This window comes from Brevibacillus sp. NPDC003359 (assembly GCF_042878995.1).
Classification (GTDB): domain Bacteria; phylum Bacillota; class Bacilli; order Brevibacillales; family Brevibacillaceae; genus Brevibacillus.
The window spans coordinates 423,556-439,909 of sequence record NZ_JBIAOR010000003.1; the positions used below are offsets into that span (position 1 = coordinate 423,556).

Here is a 16,354-nt window from a genome sequence, read left to right on the forward strand (position 1 = left end):
TCGCTTTTAGCTAGAACATATATCCAAAACTATTCGATTCGTAAGGGAAAGAATCCTGTCGAATCAAGGAATCTTCTTCTTTTTGACGAATAATTGGAAAAGATAAAAAAACAGAAAAAATTTACTTTCGCGCTTTTTGGCGCTAAACTGCTGACAAGGGTGTTTGAATCGATTATAATTACCCTAATTTATCGATAAATCCCTATATAAAAAGAGGAGAGTGGAGAGAGATGGCACACGATCAAATCGAAACTATGCGCAAGCAGATAGACGAGATCAACCTGCAAATTCTTGAATTGATCAACAAACGAGCTACCTTGGTTCAAGAGCTCGGCAAAGAAAAAGAAAAACAGGGCAGCAACCGTTTTGACCCAGAGCGTGAGCGCCAAATGCTCAATCTGCTCGTTGAAAACAATAAAGGTCCTTTCAATGACAATGCGATTCGTCATTTGTTCAAGCAAATTTTCCAAGCTTCATTAGTTCTGCAAGACGATGATAAGAAAAAAGTACTCCTCGTTAGCCGCAAGAAAAAAGCAGAGGATACTGTTATTACTGTAAAAGGCGTTGAGTTCGGAGGAAAAAATCCGATTCTCATCTCAGGTCCATGCTCTGTGGAAAGCTACGAGCAAGTAAGAGCAGTAGCAGAAAACCACGCAAAACGCGGACTGCGCACACTGCGCGGTGGTGCGTACAAGCCTCGTACTTCGCCATACGACTTCCAAGGTCTGGGTGAAGAGGGCTTGCAAATTCTCAAGCGTATCGGGGATGAATTCAACCTCGTGACGATCAGTGAAATCGTGACGCCAGCAGATCTTGAGATGGCGACAAAATACATCGATGTCATCCAAATCGGTGCGCGCAATATGCAAAACTTCGAGCTGCTGAAGGCGGCAGGTCGTGTGAACAAGCCGATCCTCTTGAAGCGTGGCCTCTCTGCTACGATTGAAGAGTTCATCTACGCGGCAGAGTACATCCTGTCCGAAGGTAACGCACAAGTCATGCTGTGCGAGCGTGGAATCCGCACGTACGAAAAAGCGACACGCAATACACTCGATATTTCTGCAGTACCACTGCTCAAGCAAGAGACGCACTTGCCAGTGTTTGTAGACGTGACGCACTCAACAGGCCGTCGTGATCTGCTCTTGCCTTGCGCGAAAGCAGGTTTCGCAGTCGGTTCTGATGGAGTCATGGTAGAAGTTCACCCAGATCCAGATGTGGCACTGTCTGACGCGAAGCAACAGTTGAACATTCCACAGTTCAACGAGTTCGTTGATGAGCTGCTCGCTTCTGGCCTGTACAAAGGCGAGATCGTGGCAACAAGAGCGTAAGATATCTCTTAGGGGTAAGAAAGAAAGGTCCTTCCTGCGCGCGGAAGGACCTTTCTCATTTGACGAACCATTGGCGACCAAGTAAGCTAGAATTACGTGCTGATATTGGTGAAGGAGGATAGGCCATATGGAAGACAACCATCAATGCTGCTCGACTGATCGGTCCACCGAAAGGCCGGATAAAATCAAGTCTAATCTCATCTCTCGTCTGAATCGGGTAGAGGGACAAGTTCGCGGAATTCGCGGAATGGTAGAGAAGGATGTCTATTGCGACGACATTCTCAATCAAATTGCGGCTGTGCAATCTGCACTGAATGCGGTTGGGAAAATGCTCCTCGAAGGACATATGAAAAGCTGTGTGATGGATCGCATTCAGCAAGGCGATCATGAAGTGATTGATGAGCTTTTGAAAACGATGAACAAACTCATGAAGTAACAGGTGCGCAAGCCATCAAAAACGATTGCAACGGCATACGGCTTGTCGTATCATAGGTGCATATATTTATGAAAACGTTTATGAAAACCAAAAAATAGGGAAAGTGAGGGTGTATGATGCCAGTTACTATATACGACGTAGCAAGAGAAGCGGGGGTGTCGATGGCGACAGTTTCCCGTGTAGTTAACGGGAATCCCAACGTAAAGCCTTTGACCCGAAAAAAGGTATTGGCTGCGATTGAGCGCTTGGGATATCGACCAAATGCGGTTGCTCGTGGACTTGCCAGCAAAAAAACGACAACAGTTGGTGTCATCATCCCGGATATCTCCAGTTTGTTTTTCTCCGAATTGGCGCGAGGAATTGAAGATATCGCTACCATGTACAAATACAACATTATCCTGTGTAACTCTGACCAGCGGATGGAAAAGGAATTGCAGCTCATCAATACGTTGCTGGAAAAGCAGGTGGACGGGCTTCTGTTCCTGGGGGCAGAAATCAAAGAAGATCATTTGCAGGCATTAACAAGCACGTCTGTACCGACTGTACTCGCCGCGACGCGCGATGCGGACAACGTGCTGCCGTCGGTTAGCATTGACCACTTCCAAGCCGCATACGACGCGACGGAAGCATTGGTTGCGCGCGGACACAAGCACATTGCGATGATCGCGGGTCCTGCAAACGATCCATTGGCAGGGTTGATGCGTTATGAAGGCTATAAAAAGGCGTTGAAAGATGCGGGTATCGAGCTGGATGAAGAGCTGATTGCGACAGGCAACTACTTTTATGAATCTGGCTTGTCCACGACAAAAGCTTTTCTTGCCCTTAAAAATCCGCCTACGGCGATTTTCGCAGCAAATGATGAGATGGCCATTGGCGCGATCCACGCCATTCAAGATTCTGGCCTGAATGTGCCAGGTGACATCGAAGTCATTGGTCACGATAATATTCGTCTGGTCGAAATGGTACGTCCACGACTGACTTCTGTCGTACAGCCGATGTATGATATTGGTGCGGTGGCGATGCGCCTGTTGACCAAGTACATGAATAACGAGAATGTCGAAGAGCATGTCGTGCTGCTGCCGCATCGCATTGAGTATCGGGAGAGCACAAAGCCCGAGCAAGCTTGATCGAAAAGGGACGTAGGCAATTGACAGCATGAGGGGGATGGGAAATGCGTTACGGAATTATCGGCGCGATGGATGAAGAAATCGCGCTTTACTTGGAAGCGATGCAAGAGACGACTACTGCCACTAAAGCAGGCATTACCTATTACACGGGTAAAATGGAAGGCAAGGATGTCGTGCTGTGCAAGTCAGGTGTCGGCAAGGTGAATGCTGCCGTGACGACACAAATCCTCATCGATTCCTTCCAAGTAGAACGTGTCATTTTCACAGGTGTGGCAGGAGCCCTTCATCCTGAATTAACTATCGGTGACATTGTGGTTTCGACGGATTGCATCCAACATGATATCGATGTGACACCGCTTGGCTTTGAACCAGGACAGATTCCGTTTACTGAGCAATGGACTTGGCAAGCTGACGCTGGGCTGATGCAGCAAGCGATTGATGCAGGCAAGGAACTAGAAGCGGGAGTTCAAGTAGTGAGCGGACGTATCTTGTCCGGCGACCAGTTCGTTGCCAGTCGGGAAAAGGTTCAATGGCTGTATGAGCAATTCGCAGCGCACTGTACCGAAATGGAAGGGGCATCTGTTGGACAAGTATGTGCGATGAATGGCGTGCCATTTGTCGTGGTTCGTTCGATGTCGGACAAAGCAGACGGCTCCGCGCATGTGAACTTCGTGGAATTTACCAAGCTGGCTTCCCAGCGCTCCTACGCGATTGTCCGTAACATGCTGACAGCTTCTCAAGCATCGACAGCTGCGGGAGTGATCGTCTACTCGACGAAAAACTGTGTGGATTGCGACATGGTAAAGAATTGGCTGACAGCAAAAGGTGTTTCCTTTGAAGTGCGCGATGTCATGACGAGTCGTGCCTATCAAGAGGAAGTGGAGCGCTTTGGCTTCATGGGTGTGCCTGTAACAGTCGTAGGTGATAAAGCGGTAAAAGGCTTTGCACCGTCTGAGCTGGAAGAGCTTGTGAAATAGTGTTTGGAACTGAAAAAGCGTGCTGACCAGTACCCAAAGGTACGAGGGCAGTACGCTTTTTTTATTACTTCTCTGATTCAATTGGTGCGTACAGTATCGCACGTTCTAACGTAAGCCGATTTTTTCCCGTGATCTCTGCGCGTCGTGGGATTGGTGGGAATGGTTCGTCAAAAAGCCGAGGTGGCAAGGGCAAATCCGTCTCAGGTTGCCAGCGCTTGAGCCAGACTTCGGGAAGATCACCGTCCGTGAGAGGCTGATCACTCATCTCACTCCATACCAGTGTCCACGCCCGCGGCACCACCCGCCAAATATCGTAGCCCCCGCCGCCTACAGCGATCCAACGTCCTCTGCAATATTCATGAGCGAGTCGGTGAGCAAGCCTGGGGATGGCTTGATAAATCTTCATCGAGCAAGACAAATGGGTGAGGGGATCGTACGCATGAGCGTCACAACCATTTTGGGTCAGAATGACATCAGGTTTGAAGCCAGCCGCTAGCTTTGACACCAGCTCTTCATACACTTCCAGAAAAGAATCATCTTCCGTAAAGGCATCGAGTGGAACGTTGACAGAATAACCGTAACCACTTCCATCTCCACGCTCAGACAAATTGCCTGTTCCCGGGAAGAGATACTTTCCCGTTTCGTGGATGGATACAGTCAGTACATGGGGATCATCGTAAAACGCCCATTGAACACCATCTCCATGATGGGCATCTGTGTCGATATACAGCACGCGTGCATTCCAGTTTTTGCGCATATACGCGATCGCGACGGAGCAATCATTGTAGATACAAAATCCGGAGGCGCGTCCACGAAAAGCATGATGCAGTCCACCAGCGGGATTGAAGGCGTGTTCTGCCTGTCCACTCATAACTGCGTCCACTGCGTTTAACGTACCTCCTACGATTAGCGAGGACGCTTCATGCATGTTCGAAAAACAGGGAACATCCTCTGTTCCCAAACCATAACTGGCTGCCTGCGGAAGCTCGTGTTCACTATGGCCCTGATCGCGAACAAATTGGATATAACGTGGGTCATGCACCAGAGCGAGCTCTTCATCTGTCGCCTGGCGTGGAGACAGGGTGTCCGAATCTTTGAGTATTCCGTAACTGCTCATCAGATCGTGTGTGAGGAGCAGACGACGCTGGTTGAACGGATGATCATCATGAAAATAATATTGCGTGTAGTCTGGAGAGTAGATCAGACGAGCATTTCGGCTCACTGGAGTATCCCTCCTTCCGTAGGGCCGATCACGGAAAAGCCTTTGTCAAGGAGCAATTGGGTCACGATACGCGGATCAATCGTCTGTACCCGAAAAACAAGGTTCTTTTTCGCGGGCTTTTTCCCTGGAAAGACTACGACGCTCGTGACATTTACTTGTGCTTCGCGAAAGACTTGACTGACTTCTGCCAGCATGCCGACGCGGTCGTCTACTTCGACTTCGATATGGGAGCTAGGTTTGTTAACGCCGAACAGTTCGATCAGGCTAGAGAAAAGATCAGATTCCGTGATCAATCCTACGAGCCGTTTCCCTTCGACGATGGGTAGTGAGCCGATTTTGTGCTCGTATAGTTGGAGGGCTGCGTCTTCGATGAAGTCCAGAGGGTGGGCAGTAATGACTTGTTGATTCATGATATCGGCTACAGGCTTGTGCAGGACGGTGTCGTCATCGTCATGCGTCAGCAGACGAGAGGGGAGAGCGTCTCGCAGGTCACGGTCCGAGACAATGCCTACGAGTGAGTCATTTTCAATGACAGGCAAATGCCTGATTCTGTTTGCACGGAGGAGGAGAAGCGCTTCTCCGATGGTAGTGGATGGCTGGATCGTGACAATTTTTTTTCGCATAATCTCTTCAATACGCATAAGAGTAACCTCCTAGAATCAAAAGGCATCCAAACTAGTAAAGAAAACGATTTTGAAACCGCATAGCATCAAAGGCGACGATTGTTTCTGGTGGTACACGCTTGCCGATTTTTGCCATTAGACAGTTGGCGGGGTGTGAGCATATTTCCGGATCGTCTGTTGTCATCCAGCTTAGGCCTGCGCTGCCCATGACCTTTTCCATGACCTTTCTGTATTGCCATACATCAAGTTCTGTTCCTTTCAGATCCCAATGCCAGTAATACTCGGTTGTAATAATCACGTAGTCTTCCATGGCGTCGTCCATGAAGGAGACTTCCAGCAGCTTCTTCGCTACGCCACCTGCTCTGACTTTATGACTGATTTCAATCGCGCCTAGCTCCAGCAAATCGGGCAACTGCGCTTGTGACCATCGTTCCAGCGGATCGGGGTGTAGAAAAGTTACGTAGCCGAGTACGAGGTCACCTTCACGTGCAATAATAATGCGCCCTTCCGGTAAATCAGCGATTTCAATGAGAGCCTCATGCTGCTGTTCAGGTATACGAAAAGCTTTCAGACCCTCATCAAAGCGTAGTGAGGCCAGATAACTTCCTGTAATCGGTCCTTCGATGAGCAGCTCCTTGTTGTTCACCATTAGGCTCAATGAATGATAGCGTTTGATGTGCTCCATCAGTTCCCCCCCTTACGTTTGTAGAAAAACAGAGATGGCGTCTAACCATCTCTGTCAGTTGTTATTTCAGTTTATTCTGTGGTGTTGGCAGTTACGATGTTAGAATGTGGCGATTCTCCGTAACTGTTGACTGCGGTAATGTAATAGTTGCTGCCATTCGGTACTTCTGCTGCGTGTGTAAAGCTTGTGCTAGAAACTGTACCGAGTAGCAAATAGCCGCTTGCTGAGTCTGGGCTAAAATATACGTTGTACATCTGCTCAGATGAGCTGTTTCCTTTCCACTGTAGCTGCCAGCCGTTTGGCGTATTCTTGATGGACAAGGATTTTGGAGCAGAAGGTGGTGAAGCGGAATCTGGGTTTGTATTCGTGCCTTCCGATCCGTCTGGTGGGGTAGTCCCAGTTCCACCTGGTTCTGTTTGCCCATTCCCGTTATTGTCCGTCGGATTCGAGTTATCTGTTTCCGTACCTTGATTCGGATCTGGCAACTGCCATGTCTGTGTGGAACCGACAGAAGCGATTGCGGAAGGCTGCGATTCATGGCCAGCGATATCCACAGAAGTGACATAATAGCCTAAATCTCCGTGGGTTGCAGTCGTATCTGCAAAAGTCAATTCGGATGGATCTTTCACAGTCGCTACTTTGATAAAGCCGTTTTGCACATCGGCGCGGTAGATGCGATAACCGACCAAGTCAGATTCTTTGGCTGATTGCCAGGTAAGCGTAATTTGCTTGCCTGAGCCCGTAGCTGTTACACCGCTTGGCGAAGATGGTGTTCCACCTTCTTCTGTACGAGGGTCTTCTTTGTCAGGTAGGCGTTGCTCCCAATCTGGTGGTTGGGTGGCGACCCTATTGTTTTTCGCTTGAATTTGCTCCTTGGTAGGAAGCGGATCTGGTGAGCGGTAGAAGACGCCTTCGGTAACAAAATCTTCAGGTGTTCCTTCCTTCGCCAAATACCGTTCGCCATTATACGAAATGACGCGTGCTTTTTGGTGGGAGTCGTCCACCTTCGTCGGAACGAATTTGCTGTTGAATATATCAGTGATCAAATGGCCAGCTTCCTTTGAAAGCTCACTTGGCAAAAGACCTGATTTCGAGTCAACAGTCGCGCTGACAATTCCTACCGGCTTTTTAAAGGTGGAGTCAGGAGGTGAAAGGTTCGGATGCTTTGCAATGACATCCTTCATGACCTTACCCCATACGACCATCGGAACATATTTGTCCGCGTCTGGCATTGGATATGGCTCGTCAAAGCCAACCCATACCCCCATGGACAGCTCTGGCGTGTAACCGACGAAATAGAGGTCGTTGCTGTTATTCGTTGTTCCGGTTTTACCTGCCACATCGACTTTGCTCGGCACGTATTTGCGGATGTGTGTACCTGTACCGTTATTGACGACGGAACGCATCATATCAGTGATCAAGTATGCCGTTTGTTCGCTGTATACTTGCACAGGTTTGGTCTCATGGCGATAAATCGCTTTTCCGGTGCTATCCTCAATTCGATCAATCAGATAGGCATCCACGAAAGAACCGTGATTTGCGAATGTCCCATAGGCGTTTGTAATTTCCTCGACAGTTGTTCCGTAGGTAAGACCGCCAATTACGCCAGTGGCTGCATAGTTGTCAGCATCCACCAATGTTGTGATTCCCATTTTCTTCACGTATTCGAGAGCCGTTGGAATGCCAACTTTCAAATACGTCTTGATCGCCGGAATGTTCCAGGACATCCGCAGTGCTTCGCGGGTACTCATCATCCCTTGCCATTTGTTGTTCCAGTTCTTAGGTAAATGGGAACCGTTCTGGCCGTCAGCGAGTAGCACCGGAGCGTCATCGATTGGGGATGCTGGCTGGAGCAATCCCAGTTCAAAAGCAGGAGCATAAGCTGCAAGTGGCTTCATGGCTGAACCAGGCTGACGAGGTACGGTAGCGTGGTTCGTTTGTTCCACCTTGAAGTCACGTCCCCCGATCATGCCGAGGATGGCTCCTGTTTTGTTGTGAATCAGCATTGCGCCGACTTCTTCCAGAGCATTTTCGATTTTCTCTGTTTTGCCGTTAGAGCGGCGAATCGTATAGGTACGATTCTTACCGAAGTTTTTCGGATCGGCTGCAACGGCCTGCATGATGTCATATACGCCCTTGTCGATTGTGGTATGTATCTTGTACCCTTTTCGCAGGATGTCGCGACGTTTCTCTTCAACCAGCTGGCGGTATTCGTTGCGACTGATGGTTGATTTGTCTCGACCTTTTTCCAAGAGGTCTGCATCCACAAGTTGACGCGCGGCACGATCTTCAATTTCCATCATCAAGAATGGCACTTCTCGATAAGCTTGCTGCGTCGGTTTGGCTAGCTGTGCCTTCAAATCACTGGTGACAGCTCCGTCGTATTGGGTTTGTGTGATGTAGCCATTTTCCAGCATGCGATCCAACACCATTTTTTGGCGTTCCTTACCGCGCTGATAGCTTTCTGCACGGAATGGAGAGTAGGCACCTGGGTTTTGAATCATGCCCGCAAGATAGGAGCCCTCAGCGAGCCCGAGCTCTTTTACATCTTTGCCAAAGATTCCTTTTGCGGCAGCCTGAACGCCGTATACGTTTGATCCGTTGGCGTTTTTTCCGAAGTAAATTTCGTTCATGTAGGCTTCCAGAATCTGATCTTTGGAAAACATGCGCTCGATCCGAATTGCCGTAAATATTTCACGGGCCTTACGGGTGTGGCTAACTTCAGCAGAGAGGATCGTATTTTTTACAAGCTGCTGTGTAATCGTACTACCACCTGTTACGACGGGCTGGTTGGTAAATTCCTGAATCGCTCCACGCATGGTGGATTGAAGCGAAACCCCGGTGTGGTTGTAGTAGTTATGGTCCTCAGTTGCGATGATGGCATTAATTAAATAGGGAGAAACGTCTGCTTTCTTCACTAAACGTCGATCGCCTTCTTCGGCCCGTAATTGGCCGATCAGAGAGCCGTCGTTGTAGTAGGCGAATCCAGTCAGATAGTTGGTGAAGATTTTATTCTCCAGTTCCTCCTTGCTGCGCACAGGCTCGTCCTTCACGAGTGCGGCAACATAACCTGTCACGATTCCTCCCGCTACTGCAGCTCCCATTAGCCCTAGTACGAAGACGATTTGGAAGATGATCCAAAACGTTCTACCACGGCCTCTGCGTCGCTTTTTCTTCGTCGGTTCAGAGGAAGATGTGTGGTTATTCGACATAGTCTACGACCCCCTAGCATACCACCTGATTATACCATACGAGGAACCTAGAGGATAGAAGATGCGAAGGAGATAGCAAAATGTGTCAAAAACCGTTGAAAATTGTCAACTGCATGTGATTGATTGCGTTTCACTGACGTTGTTAAGCTTACAGTGTGGGATCGAAAAATAGGTTTCCTAGGAGGAGACAAATGAACATAGACGAGCCGATTCATCTCGAAGGCTTCACAGAAAATTGGTCGCGGATGTTTACAGAGGAGCAGCAGTTACTTTGTATGCATCTGGCTGACTTCATCGATATCTTGATAGGAGTCGGGCATATGGATCGAGTCAAACCCGTGATTGGTAAGCTTCAAGAGTGCCAACCAGAAAAATGAATAAAAAAAAGAGCAGGCCGACAAGCGGCGCTACTCTTTTTCTTTTTATCCTCAGACGATTAACGGCTGTAGAACTCAACGATCAGAACTTCGTTGATTTCAGCTGGCATTTCTTCACGGTCTGGCAGACGAGTGAAGGTACCTTCAGCAGCAGCATCGTTGAATGTAACGTAGTTCGGCAGGAAAGTGCGGCTTTCCAGAGCGTCCTTGATCAGTTGCAGACCACGGGACTTTTCACGAATGGAGATTACATCACCCGGTTGTACGCGGTAGGATGGGATGTTTACTTTTTTTCCGTTTACCAGGAAGTGACCATGGTTTACCAACTGACGAGCAGCTGGGCGAGTTGGAGCAAAGCCCATACGGTATACCACGTTATCCAGACGGGATTCCAGCAATTTCATGAAGTTTTCGCCCACTACGCCAGCCATTTTGCTAGCATTGTCGAAAGTGCGGCGGAATTGTTTTTCGTTAAGGCCAAACATGTGGCGCAGTTTTTGCTTTTCTTGCAACTGGATTCCGTACTCGCTCAGTTTACGACGGTTGTTGTGACCGTGTTGACCTGGAGGGAAGTTGCGTTTGATGTCTTTTCCTGTACCATCGAGGGAGATACCCAGACGACGAGCAAGTTTGTGACGAGGTCCTGTGTAACGTGACATGTATTCATTCTCCTTTAATATGGATTCGCAGGTGTTTACTTCCGGCAGGTTAGTTCCTACTTTATCTACACGAACTTCGGACGGTAGCGTTTCCGCATCGTGCTCCTCACAGAATTCAGCCGCAGTCTGTCAAGGGAGGGAACTAAGAGGGTATATCCTTCCGTTTTTACCTACAATCAATGCTACCCTGTACACATACATTCAATAATACTAGGCGAGATATAGCAAAGTCAAGGGAAAAGAAGCGCGCCATCTGCCGCAAGAAGTGGGATGGATGGCGCTTTTTGGGTTTTATTTTCGCAGCAAAGTTGCCGGATCGTCTTGATTACCTCTTTTTTCGAGGAAGCGGGTAAACGTAATGGCTGCATCGGCCCGAGGGACGAGACTTTGCGGCTGGAACTTCTGCTTATCGGTTGGCACGATATCGAGAGTCGTCGCGATGATGATCGAACCGCGGTACTTCGAATTGGCAATGTCTGAGAGCTGAGATTGGAACATACCAGGGAAGTCAGTCAGCTTTTTGTAACCGAGCGCACGAACAATCATATCAGCCAGCTCTTCACGCGTAATCGTCTCATTTGGGTTCAGCTTGGAAGCATTTTTATCGAGAAGTCCTCGATCAACAGCTCCTTCCACGGCTGAGAAGAAGCGCGAACCATTTGCCACATCGCTGTAGGTGGCCTTGCGTTCCAGAGAGTACTGTGGATAGTGTCTGCCTTGGTTGAGACTGATCATGAGCATTTCAATCATTTCGCCACGTGTGATCGGTTTTTGCGGCATGATATTGCCGTTTTCAAGCGAAAGTGCGTCGTATTCATACATCAGCAAAAGTTCCTTCTCCGCTGGATGTCCCTTCAGATCGGCAGGAGCTGGACGATGCAGCACAATCGTTTTGCCAATAGAGGTGGAGCGCCATTCGCCTGTTACAGCGTCAAGGTAATACGGCTGCTCAAACGGCGTCATTGTCGCGCGATAGACGATCTTGGCCGTTCGCTTCGGTGTGTAGGAAGGCTGCTCTTTTGTGCGTTTGGCATCCTCAGGAGTAAGAGGGACGAGGGCGTATACTGCCTCTGCTTTTGTCTCGGTCCACCACTTCTCGCTCGCTTCGGCAGCAGGCAGGTGCTTGGGAACTTGTGTCGGGTATGTTTCGCTGCCCAATTCAGCACTGTAACTCAGCAGATCGCCTGTTTCTGTGTCAAACGTGAAGTAGGCAGAGCCGCTAGCTGCAGCTATTCCATTGATAAAACGCTCAAATCGGATCTGCGTCCGCTCGGAATCAACGGGTTGGTTTTGGTTTTCCTCTTCAAAACGCTCTGTCCAGTAAAGCTGGTGGGCCATGGTTGGCGCCAAGTCACGAATCGTTTCCATCGCTTTTGCCTTGAATTTTTCTATGTCTGGTTTTTTAGAAGCGGTTGTTTTTTCTTTATGGCCACGGAAGTCCTTGTTCAATCGGTAGATGTCCCCGGTTACAGCATCCACGGAGACATACGCAAATCCGTCTTCGCTATTGCCCTTTTCGCCGAATTCGAGATCCCATACAGGACGATTGCCACGGTAGTCTCTTTCATTGTAATTGGCAGAACGAAGCTCGTAGCTGGACAAATTCAATGCTTTCGATGCCCATTGTACAGCTTCCTCTTGGGAGAGCGGCTGTCCGCTGCGGCGTGCAGGAAGGACTTTGCTGCTTACAGGCTCAGGATCTTTCGCTAGTTGATATGAGGTCAACGATTGTGTCAATGCTTTGCCAGTCTCCGCATCAATGTAGAATGTGAAGGGATTCATATACCCAAGAGACGGCTTGTTATTTTGAGTTTCCACCCGATCCCACGGCAGCAGGTAAACTGGTTTTGGATTTGCTTGTTCTTTAAACAGTTTCTCGGCTTCTTCTTCTGAGATTTTCGTATCCGTGTCCTCGAAAGTCACGTCGTTCCAAGACAGAGAATAGTTGGTCACTTTGCCGGAAGCATCTACCGTGATATCTGCGCCGTTGTCAGGAAAGAGAATGCCGTCCACTTCACGAACAAAGCGGAAATTATAGTAGACTTCCGAGTTCAGCGGCGTTTTTGGTTCTGGCATATCGCGTGTATACAGTCTTGTTTCCGCTGCTTTTCCTGCATTGTTTTTCTCGAAAAAGCGTTTCGCCTGCTCTTGCGCCTCTGTATAGGAAATTCGTTTTGCATAGGGAAGCTGGGATGCTTCCTGCTCTTGATGCGAATAGGAAGTCAGCTCGCCTGTATTGGCGTGGATACTGACGCTATAGGATAGAAGGACTTTGCCGTTTTCTGGATCTTTCTTCACCCAACTAAACGACCATTCTGGAAATGGGCGCCAGCTATCCGCTGAACGAAATGACACATTCTGCACCGTCATCCCAGCGGTAGGCACTATTTTTGTAGCAAGAGCCAAGGCTGCTTCCTTGGACAGCTTTGCTTTGGCTTGTGCCACAGAGTCAGCTTGTGTCACAATAGTCGCCATTTTATTGGTACTCACAAGAGGTGATTGTGCATGCGCTTGAGCGACAGGCAGCAACAGACTGGCAGATAGAACGAACGAGCTAGATCGAATGATCCATGGTTTCATAGGAACCCCTCCAACGATGTCATATTCTTCTTATCACCTCTGACGAGAGGAAGTAAAAGATCGTTTCAGATAAATTTCGTGAAAAAAAGTGTCCAGTATTTGCAGAAAGGAATGAAATATAGGAATTTTGTACCAAATGTTTTTTTATCAATCTAGAATTGTGAACATGCATCTTATATAATAAGAAATACTATCCATAGAATACAGAACGGTAAGGAGATAAATCGTTTTGGAAACCATCATGTATCTCATTCGTCATGGAGAGACGGAGTGGAATCAGGTTCGTCGTATACAAGGCCACAGTAACATCGCGTTGAACGAGCTCGGGGTACGTCAAGCCGAGCAAGTAGCAGACAGGTTTCAAGGCGAGACGATTCACGCTTTTTATTCGAGTGATCTTAGCCGCGCACACGATACGGCTGCCAAGATTGCTGGGAACTTCCAATCCTCTGTTTCTACGCAGACAACCTTGCGGGAGCGCTGCTATGGGGAGTGGGAGGGGCTCACCTATGAAGAAATACGTGAGCGATTTGAGAATCAGGATGAAGCCTCTTGTGGAATTGAGACATTTGAAGACATGCAGCGTCGAGCTGTAGCTGCCATGACAGAAATAGCAGGGAGCCATCCAGGTGAGGCGATTGTGGTTGTCTCGCATGGCGGCCTCATTAATTGCTTCTTGCATTATGTGACGGTGGGAGAACAAGGAACGGGTATCACACGGATCGATAATACCGGTATTACGATCTTTCGGTATGTGGATCGCAGGTGGGAAGTTCTATCCGTTAATGATACAGACCATTTGAAAGCTTGAGAAAATGCTGAGAGAGGGAGTTTCTCGTGTCAAGTAAAATGTTGGGGAAGTTAGAGACGGTCTTTTCCTACACGGCCCATTTTATCTTACAATCTTGGCCGGAAAAGCGCCCAGGCATCCTTTTCTTGACAGATTCCGGGGGCCGCGTAATCAACTTCATGGAAATGCAGGTTGGTCCATCTCGGAATTCTCAAGGGCTTACCCTGCAACACGATGTATCGATTGGCAAAGTCTTTGATTTTATTTTGGAGGCACTTTCTTCGAAAGAAATCGTAGTCAAAACGAGAAGTGAAACAAACAACGTATGTGGAGCCTTTCCTTTGTGTGAAGACGATGGAAGGGTTCGTGCTGTCATTGGCATCATAGCGCCCGACGACCAAATCCCATTCGATTTGTCATCCTACATGCGTGGGCTAGAGCCGTTGATTCGCATGGGATATGATGCTTATATTCAACACGTCACAAGCCAGATTGTCATGGATTTGACGCTGCATGATACGACCAAAGAGCTATTGCAAAGCTTGACGGGCCAGATCAGTGACATTATTCAAAAAGGCTACTGTTCGGCCGTTAAGCTCTCGGACAATGCCACGTTGATTCCGCAGGAGAGTGTAACAACGCCGGAGGCCGAAGTTGGACAATCCCACATAGCCCAACTGGTCTCAAGATTCGGTGCGACGCAAATCATGCCTTCCATTTTGGATGACCACAGGCTTGTCGTCGTTCCTGTCTCCTTGAACCAAACGCCGCTCTACGCACTGTTTTTGCATCTGCCACCCGAAGAGACAGATTGCGTGTACGATGAACGGGATGTTGCTTTTTTGCAGGAAGTAGGCGCGAAGGCAAGCTGTGCGCTTTGGCGTTCGATCATGTCGGACGACCTGCGTCGTGAAGCGAGCAAAAAAGATTTGTTGTATCAGTTGATGTCAAAGATTCAGGCATCGATTGATGTGAATGATGTTTTGCATGAAATCGTGACGAGCATTCCCAGCCTTTATCCGTACTTGTCGGCAGAGCTTTTCCTGACAGTTGAACCCAATGCAACCACCCCGGTCAAACAGCTTTCTTTTCAAGAAGTGGAGCCGTCTACCAGTACCAAGGCCTATTTGGAAGGACGTCTCATTGCCGAAGAAGTGGGAGAAGGGGAGCAGCAGGTGACGGTGATCGCAGCGCCACTCTTGGGCAAGCAAGGCATCTACGGAGTTTTGCAAGTGACGTCCGATCAACGGATCACCTTGAATCAGCATGAAAAGGACTACATCTCGATCTTGGCGGATACTGCTGGCACTGCGTTTGAAAACGCACAGCTCTATCAGCAATCGCGTAATTTGATTCGAGAATTACGTTTGATTAACGAGATGGCACGCCAGTTGAACAGAAGTCTTGATTTAAAGGAAATTCTCGATTTTGTTACGACGATGATGCGGGCTACCTTTGATGCGGAGTTTTGTGCTATTTTGCGAAAAACGCCAGGAGAGGATTGCTTCGATGTGCTCTCTTCCTCCATTCCAGCGTTCAATGGCATGGCGATCGATTCTACAGAAAAGCCTTTTCAGCAAATTTTACAAAACAAGCAGGCATTGTTACTAGCTCAACCAGGGGCAGGACCGCTTCCTTTTTCACTCTTTTCGTGTTGTTCCTTCATGGGCGTTCCGCTCGTGGTCGAGGGTGAAATTAGTGGGGTACTTTTAGTCGCAGATTCCCGATATCATTTTTTTAGTTTTGACGACTACAAACTCCTCGAAATATTTGGGCAGCACGCGAGCTTGGCAATGACCAACGCGGTCTTGCATAATGAGATGGAACGAATGGTCATTACCGATAATTTGACAGGTCTGTACACGAGAAGACATTTGAATGAACGAGTGAGAGGATCATTACAAAAAGACAACTACGGCTCGTTGATCTTGATCGATATTGATTATTTTAAAACGGTGAATGATACATTTGGCCATCAGGTAGGGGACGAGGTACTGATTCAAGTCTCCAATCTGATTCGACATAGCATCCGAGACAGTGATATCGCAGCAAGATGGGGTGGAGAGGAACTCGCTGTTTATTTGCCGCGTGTGGACAAAAACACCGCACATTCCGTAGCAGAGCGCATACGGGAATGCGTCGAGCAGGAGACGTCCCCACAGGTCACGATCTCATGTGGACTAGCGAAATGGAGCAGGGAGATGGATGTAAACCTGAGTGTAGAAGCGCTGTTCCATCAAGCAGATATTGCTTTGTATGAAGCGAAAAATTCAGGTAGAAATCAAGTTGTTCTCGCCTAGAGCCAAAACAATGGCTCTTTTCTCTTTTCGGAAAAAAA

13 protein-coding genes are annotated in these 16,354 nt (G+C 48.3%); 7 read left to right on the top strand and 6 right to left on the bottom strand.

Going from position 1 to position 16,354, the window contains the following annotated elements; translation table 11 throughout:
- The first annotated feature begins 230 nt into the window (after window positions 1-230).
- The 4 genes from ACFYU8_RS13715 (at window position 231) to ACFYU8_RS13730 (ending at window position 3,868) form a co-directional block, all read left to right on the top strand.
- Window positions 231-1,328 (top strand): bifunctional 3-deoxy-7-phosphoheptulonate synthase/chorismate mutase, encoded by a 1,098-nt coding sequence (locus ACFYU8_RS13715; RefSeq protein ID WP_106838209.1) that lies wholly within the window; start codon window positions 231-233, stop codon window positions 1,326-1,328.
- Window positions 1,329-1,455: 127 nt separating this feature from the next.
- Complete coding sequence (locus ACFYU8_RS13720; RefSeq protein ID WP_007720961.1) at window positions 1,456-1,764, top strand: metal-sensitive transcriptional regulator; 309 nt, start codon at window positions 1,456-1,458, stop codon at window positions 1,762-1,764.
- A 116-nt stretch (window positions 1,765-1,880) separates the two neighbouring features.
- Window positions 1,881-2,891 carry a catabolite control protein A gene (gene ccpA / locus ACFYU8_RS13725; protein WP_390299846.1) on the top strand — a complete coding sequence of 337 codons (1,011 nt, stop codon included), beginning with the start codon at window positions 1,881-1,883 and terminating at the stop codon, window positions 2,889-2,891.
- Window positions 2,892-2,935: 44 nt separating this feature from the next.
- Complete coding sequence (locus ACFYU8_RS13730; RefSeq protein ID WP_390299644.1) at window positions 2,936-3,868, top strand: 5'-methylthioadenosine/adenosylhomocysteine nucleosidase; 933 nt, start codon at window positions 2,936-2,938, stop codon at window positions 3,866-3,868.
- Window positions 3,869-3,932: 64 nt separating this feature from the next.
- Here ACFYU8_RS13730 and ACFYU8_RS13735 read toward each other — a convergent pair whose 3' ends face one another.
- From ACFYU8_RS13735 to ACFYU8_RS13750, 4 genes are all read right to left on the bottom strand, one after another.
- Entirely contained in the window at window positions 3,933-5,090 is a 1,158-nt protein-coding gene (locus tag ACFYU8_RS13735; protein WP_390299647.1) for an acetoin utilization protein AcuC, read from the bottom strand.
- Window positions 5,087-5,731, bottom strand: a complete 645-nt coding sequence (locus ACFYU8_RS13740; protein WP_390299650.1) for a CBS and ACT domain-containing protein — start codon at window positions 5,729-5,731, stop codon at window positions 5,087-5,089. Before ACFYU8_RS13740 ends, ACFYU8_RS13735 begins: the two co-directional genes overlap by 4 nt.
- 34 nt (window positions 5,732-5,765) lie before the next feature.
- Window positions 5,766-6,398: an N-acetyltransferase gene (locus tag ACFYU8_RS13745; protein WP_390299654.1), complete on the bottom strand. Its 633-nt coding sequence runs from the start codon at window positions 6,396-6,398 to the stop codon at window positions 5,766-5,768.
- A 71-nt stretch (window positions 6,399-6,469) separates the two neighbouring features.
- Window positions 6,470-9,610 carry a transglycosylase domain-containing protein gene (locus ACFYU8_RS13750; RefSeq protein ID WP_390299657.1) on the bottom strand — a complete coding sequence of 1,047 codons (3,141 nt, stop codon included), beginning with the start codon at window positions 9,608-9,610 and terminating at the stop codon, window positions 6,470-6,472.
- Window positions 9,611-9,801: 191 nt separating this feature from the next.
- Between ACFYU8_RS13750 and ACFYU8_RS13755 the strand changes: the two genes are divergently transcribed.
- Window positions 9,802-9,987 (top strand): hypothetical protein, encoded by a 186-nt coding sequence (locus ACFYU8_RS13755; RefSeq protein WP_390299660.1) that lies wholly within the window; start codon window positions 9,802-9,804, stop codon window positions 9,985-9,987.
- 59 nt (window positions 9,988-10,046) lie between these two features.
- Here the strand turns inward: ACFYU8_RS13755 and rpsD are convergent, their stop codons facing one another.
- The gene (gene rpsD, locus ACFYU8_RS13760; RefSeq protein ID WP_106838216.1) at window positions 10,047-10,646 is read right to left on the bottom strand and encodes a 30S ribosomal protein S4; all 600 of its coding nucleotides are present in this window, start codon (window positions 10,644-10,646) and stop codon (window positions 10,047-10,049) included.
- Between the two features lie 291 nt (window positions 10,647-10,937).
- Window positions 10,938-13,226, bottom strand: coding sequence for a YcdB/YcdC domain-containing protein (locus ACFYU8_RS13765; RefSeq protein ID WP_390299664.1), 2,289 nt, complete (start codon window positions 13,224-13,226; stop codon window positions 10,938-10,940).
- Between the two features lie 229 nt (window positions 13,227-13,455).
- Between ACFYU8_RS13765 and ACFYU8_RS13770 the strand changes: the two genes are divergently transcribed.
- Both ACFYU8_RS13770 and ACFYU8_RS13775 read left to right on the top strand, forming a co-directional pair.
- Window positions 13,456-14,037 (top strand): histidine phosphatase family protein, encoded by a 582-nt coding sequence (locus tag ACFYU8_RS13770; RefSeq protein ID WP_390299667.1) that lies wholly within the window; start codon window positions 13,456-13,458, stop codon window positions 14,035-14,037.
- A gap of 38 nt (window positions 14,038-14,075) precedes the next feature.
- Complete coding sequence (locus tag ACFYU8_RS13775; protein ID WP_390299849.1) at window positions 14,076-16,316, top strand: sensor domain-containing diguanylate cyclase; 2,241 nt, start codon at window positions 14,076-14,078, stop codon at window positions 16,314-16,316.
- Window positions 16,317-16,354: the final 38 nt, after the last annotated feature.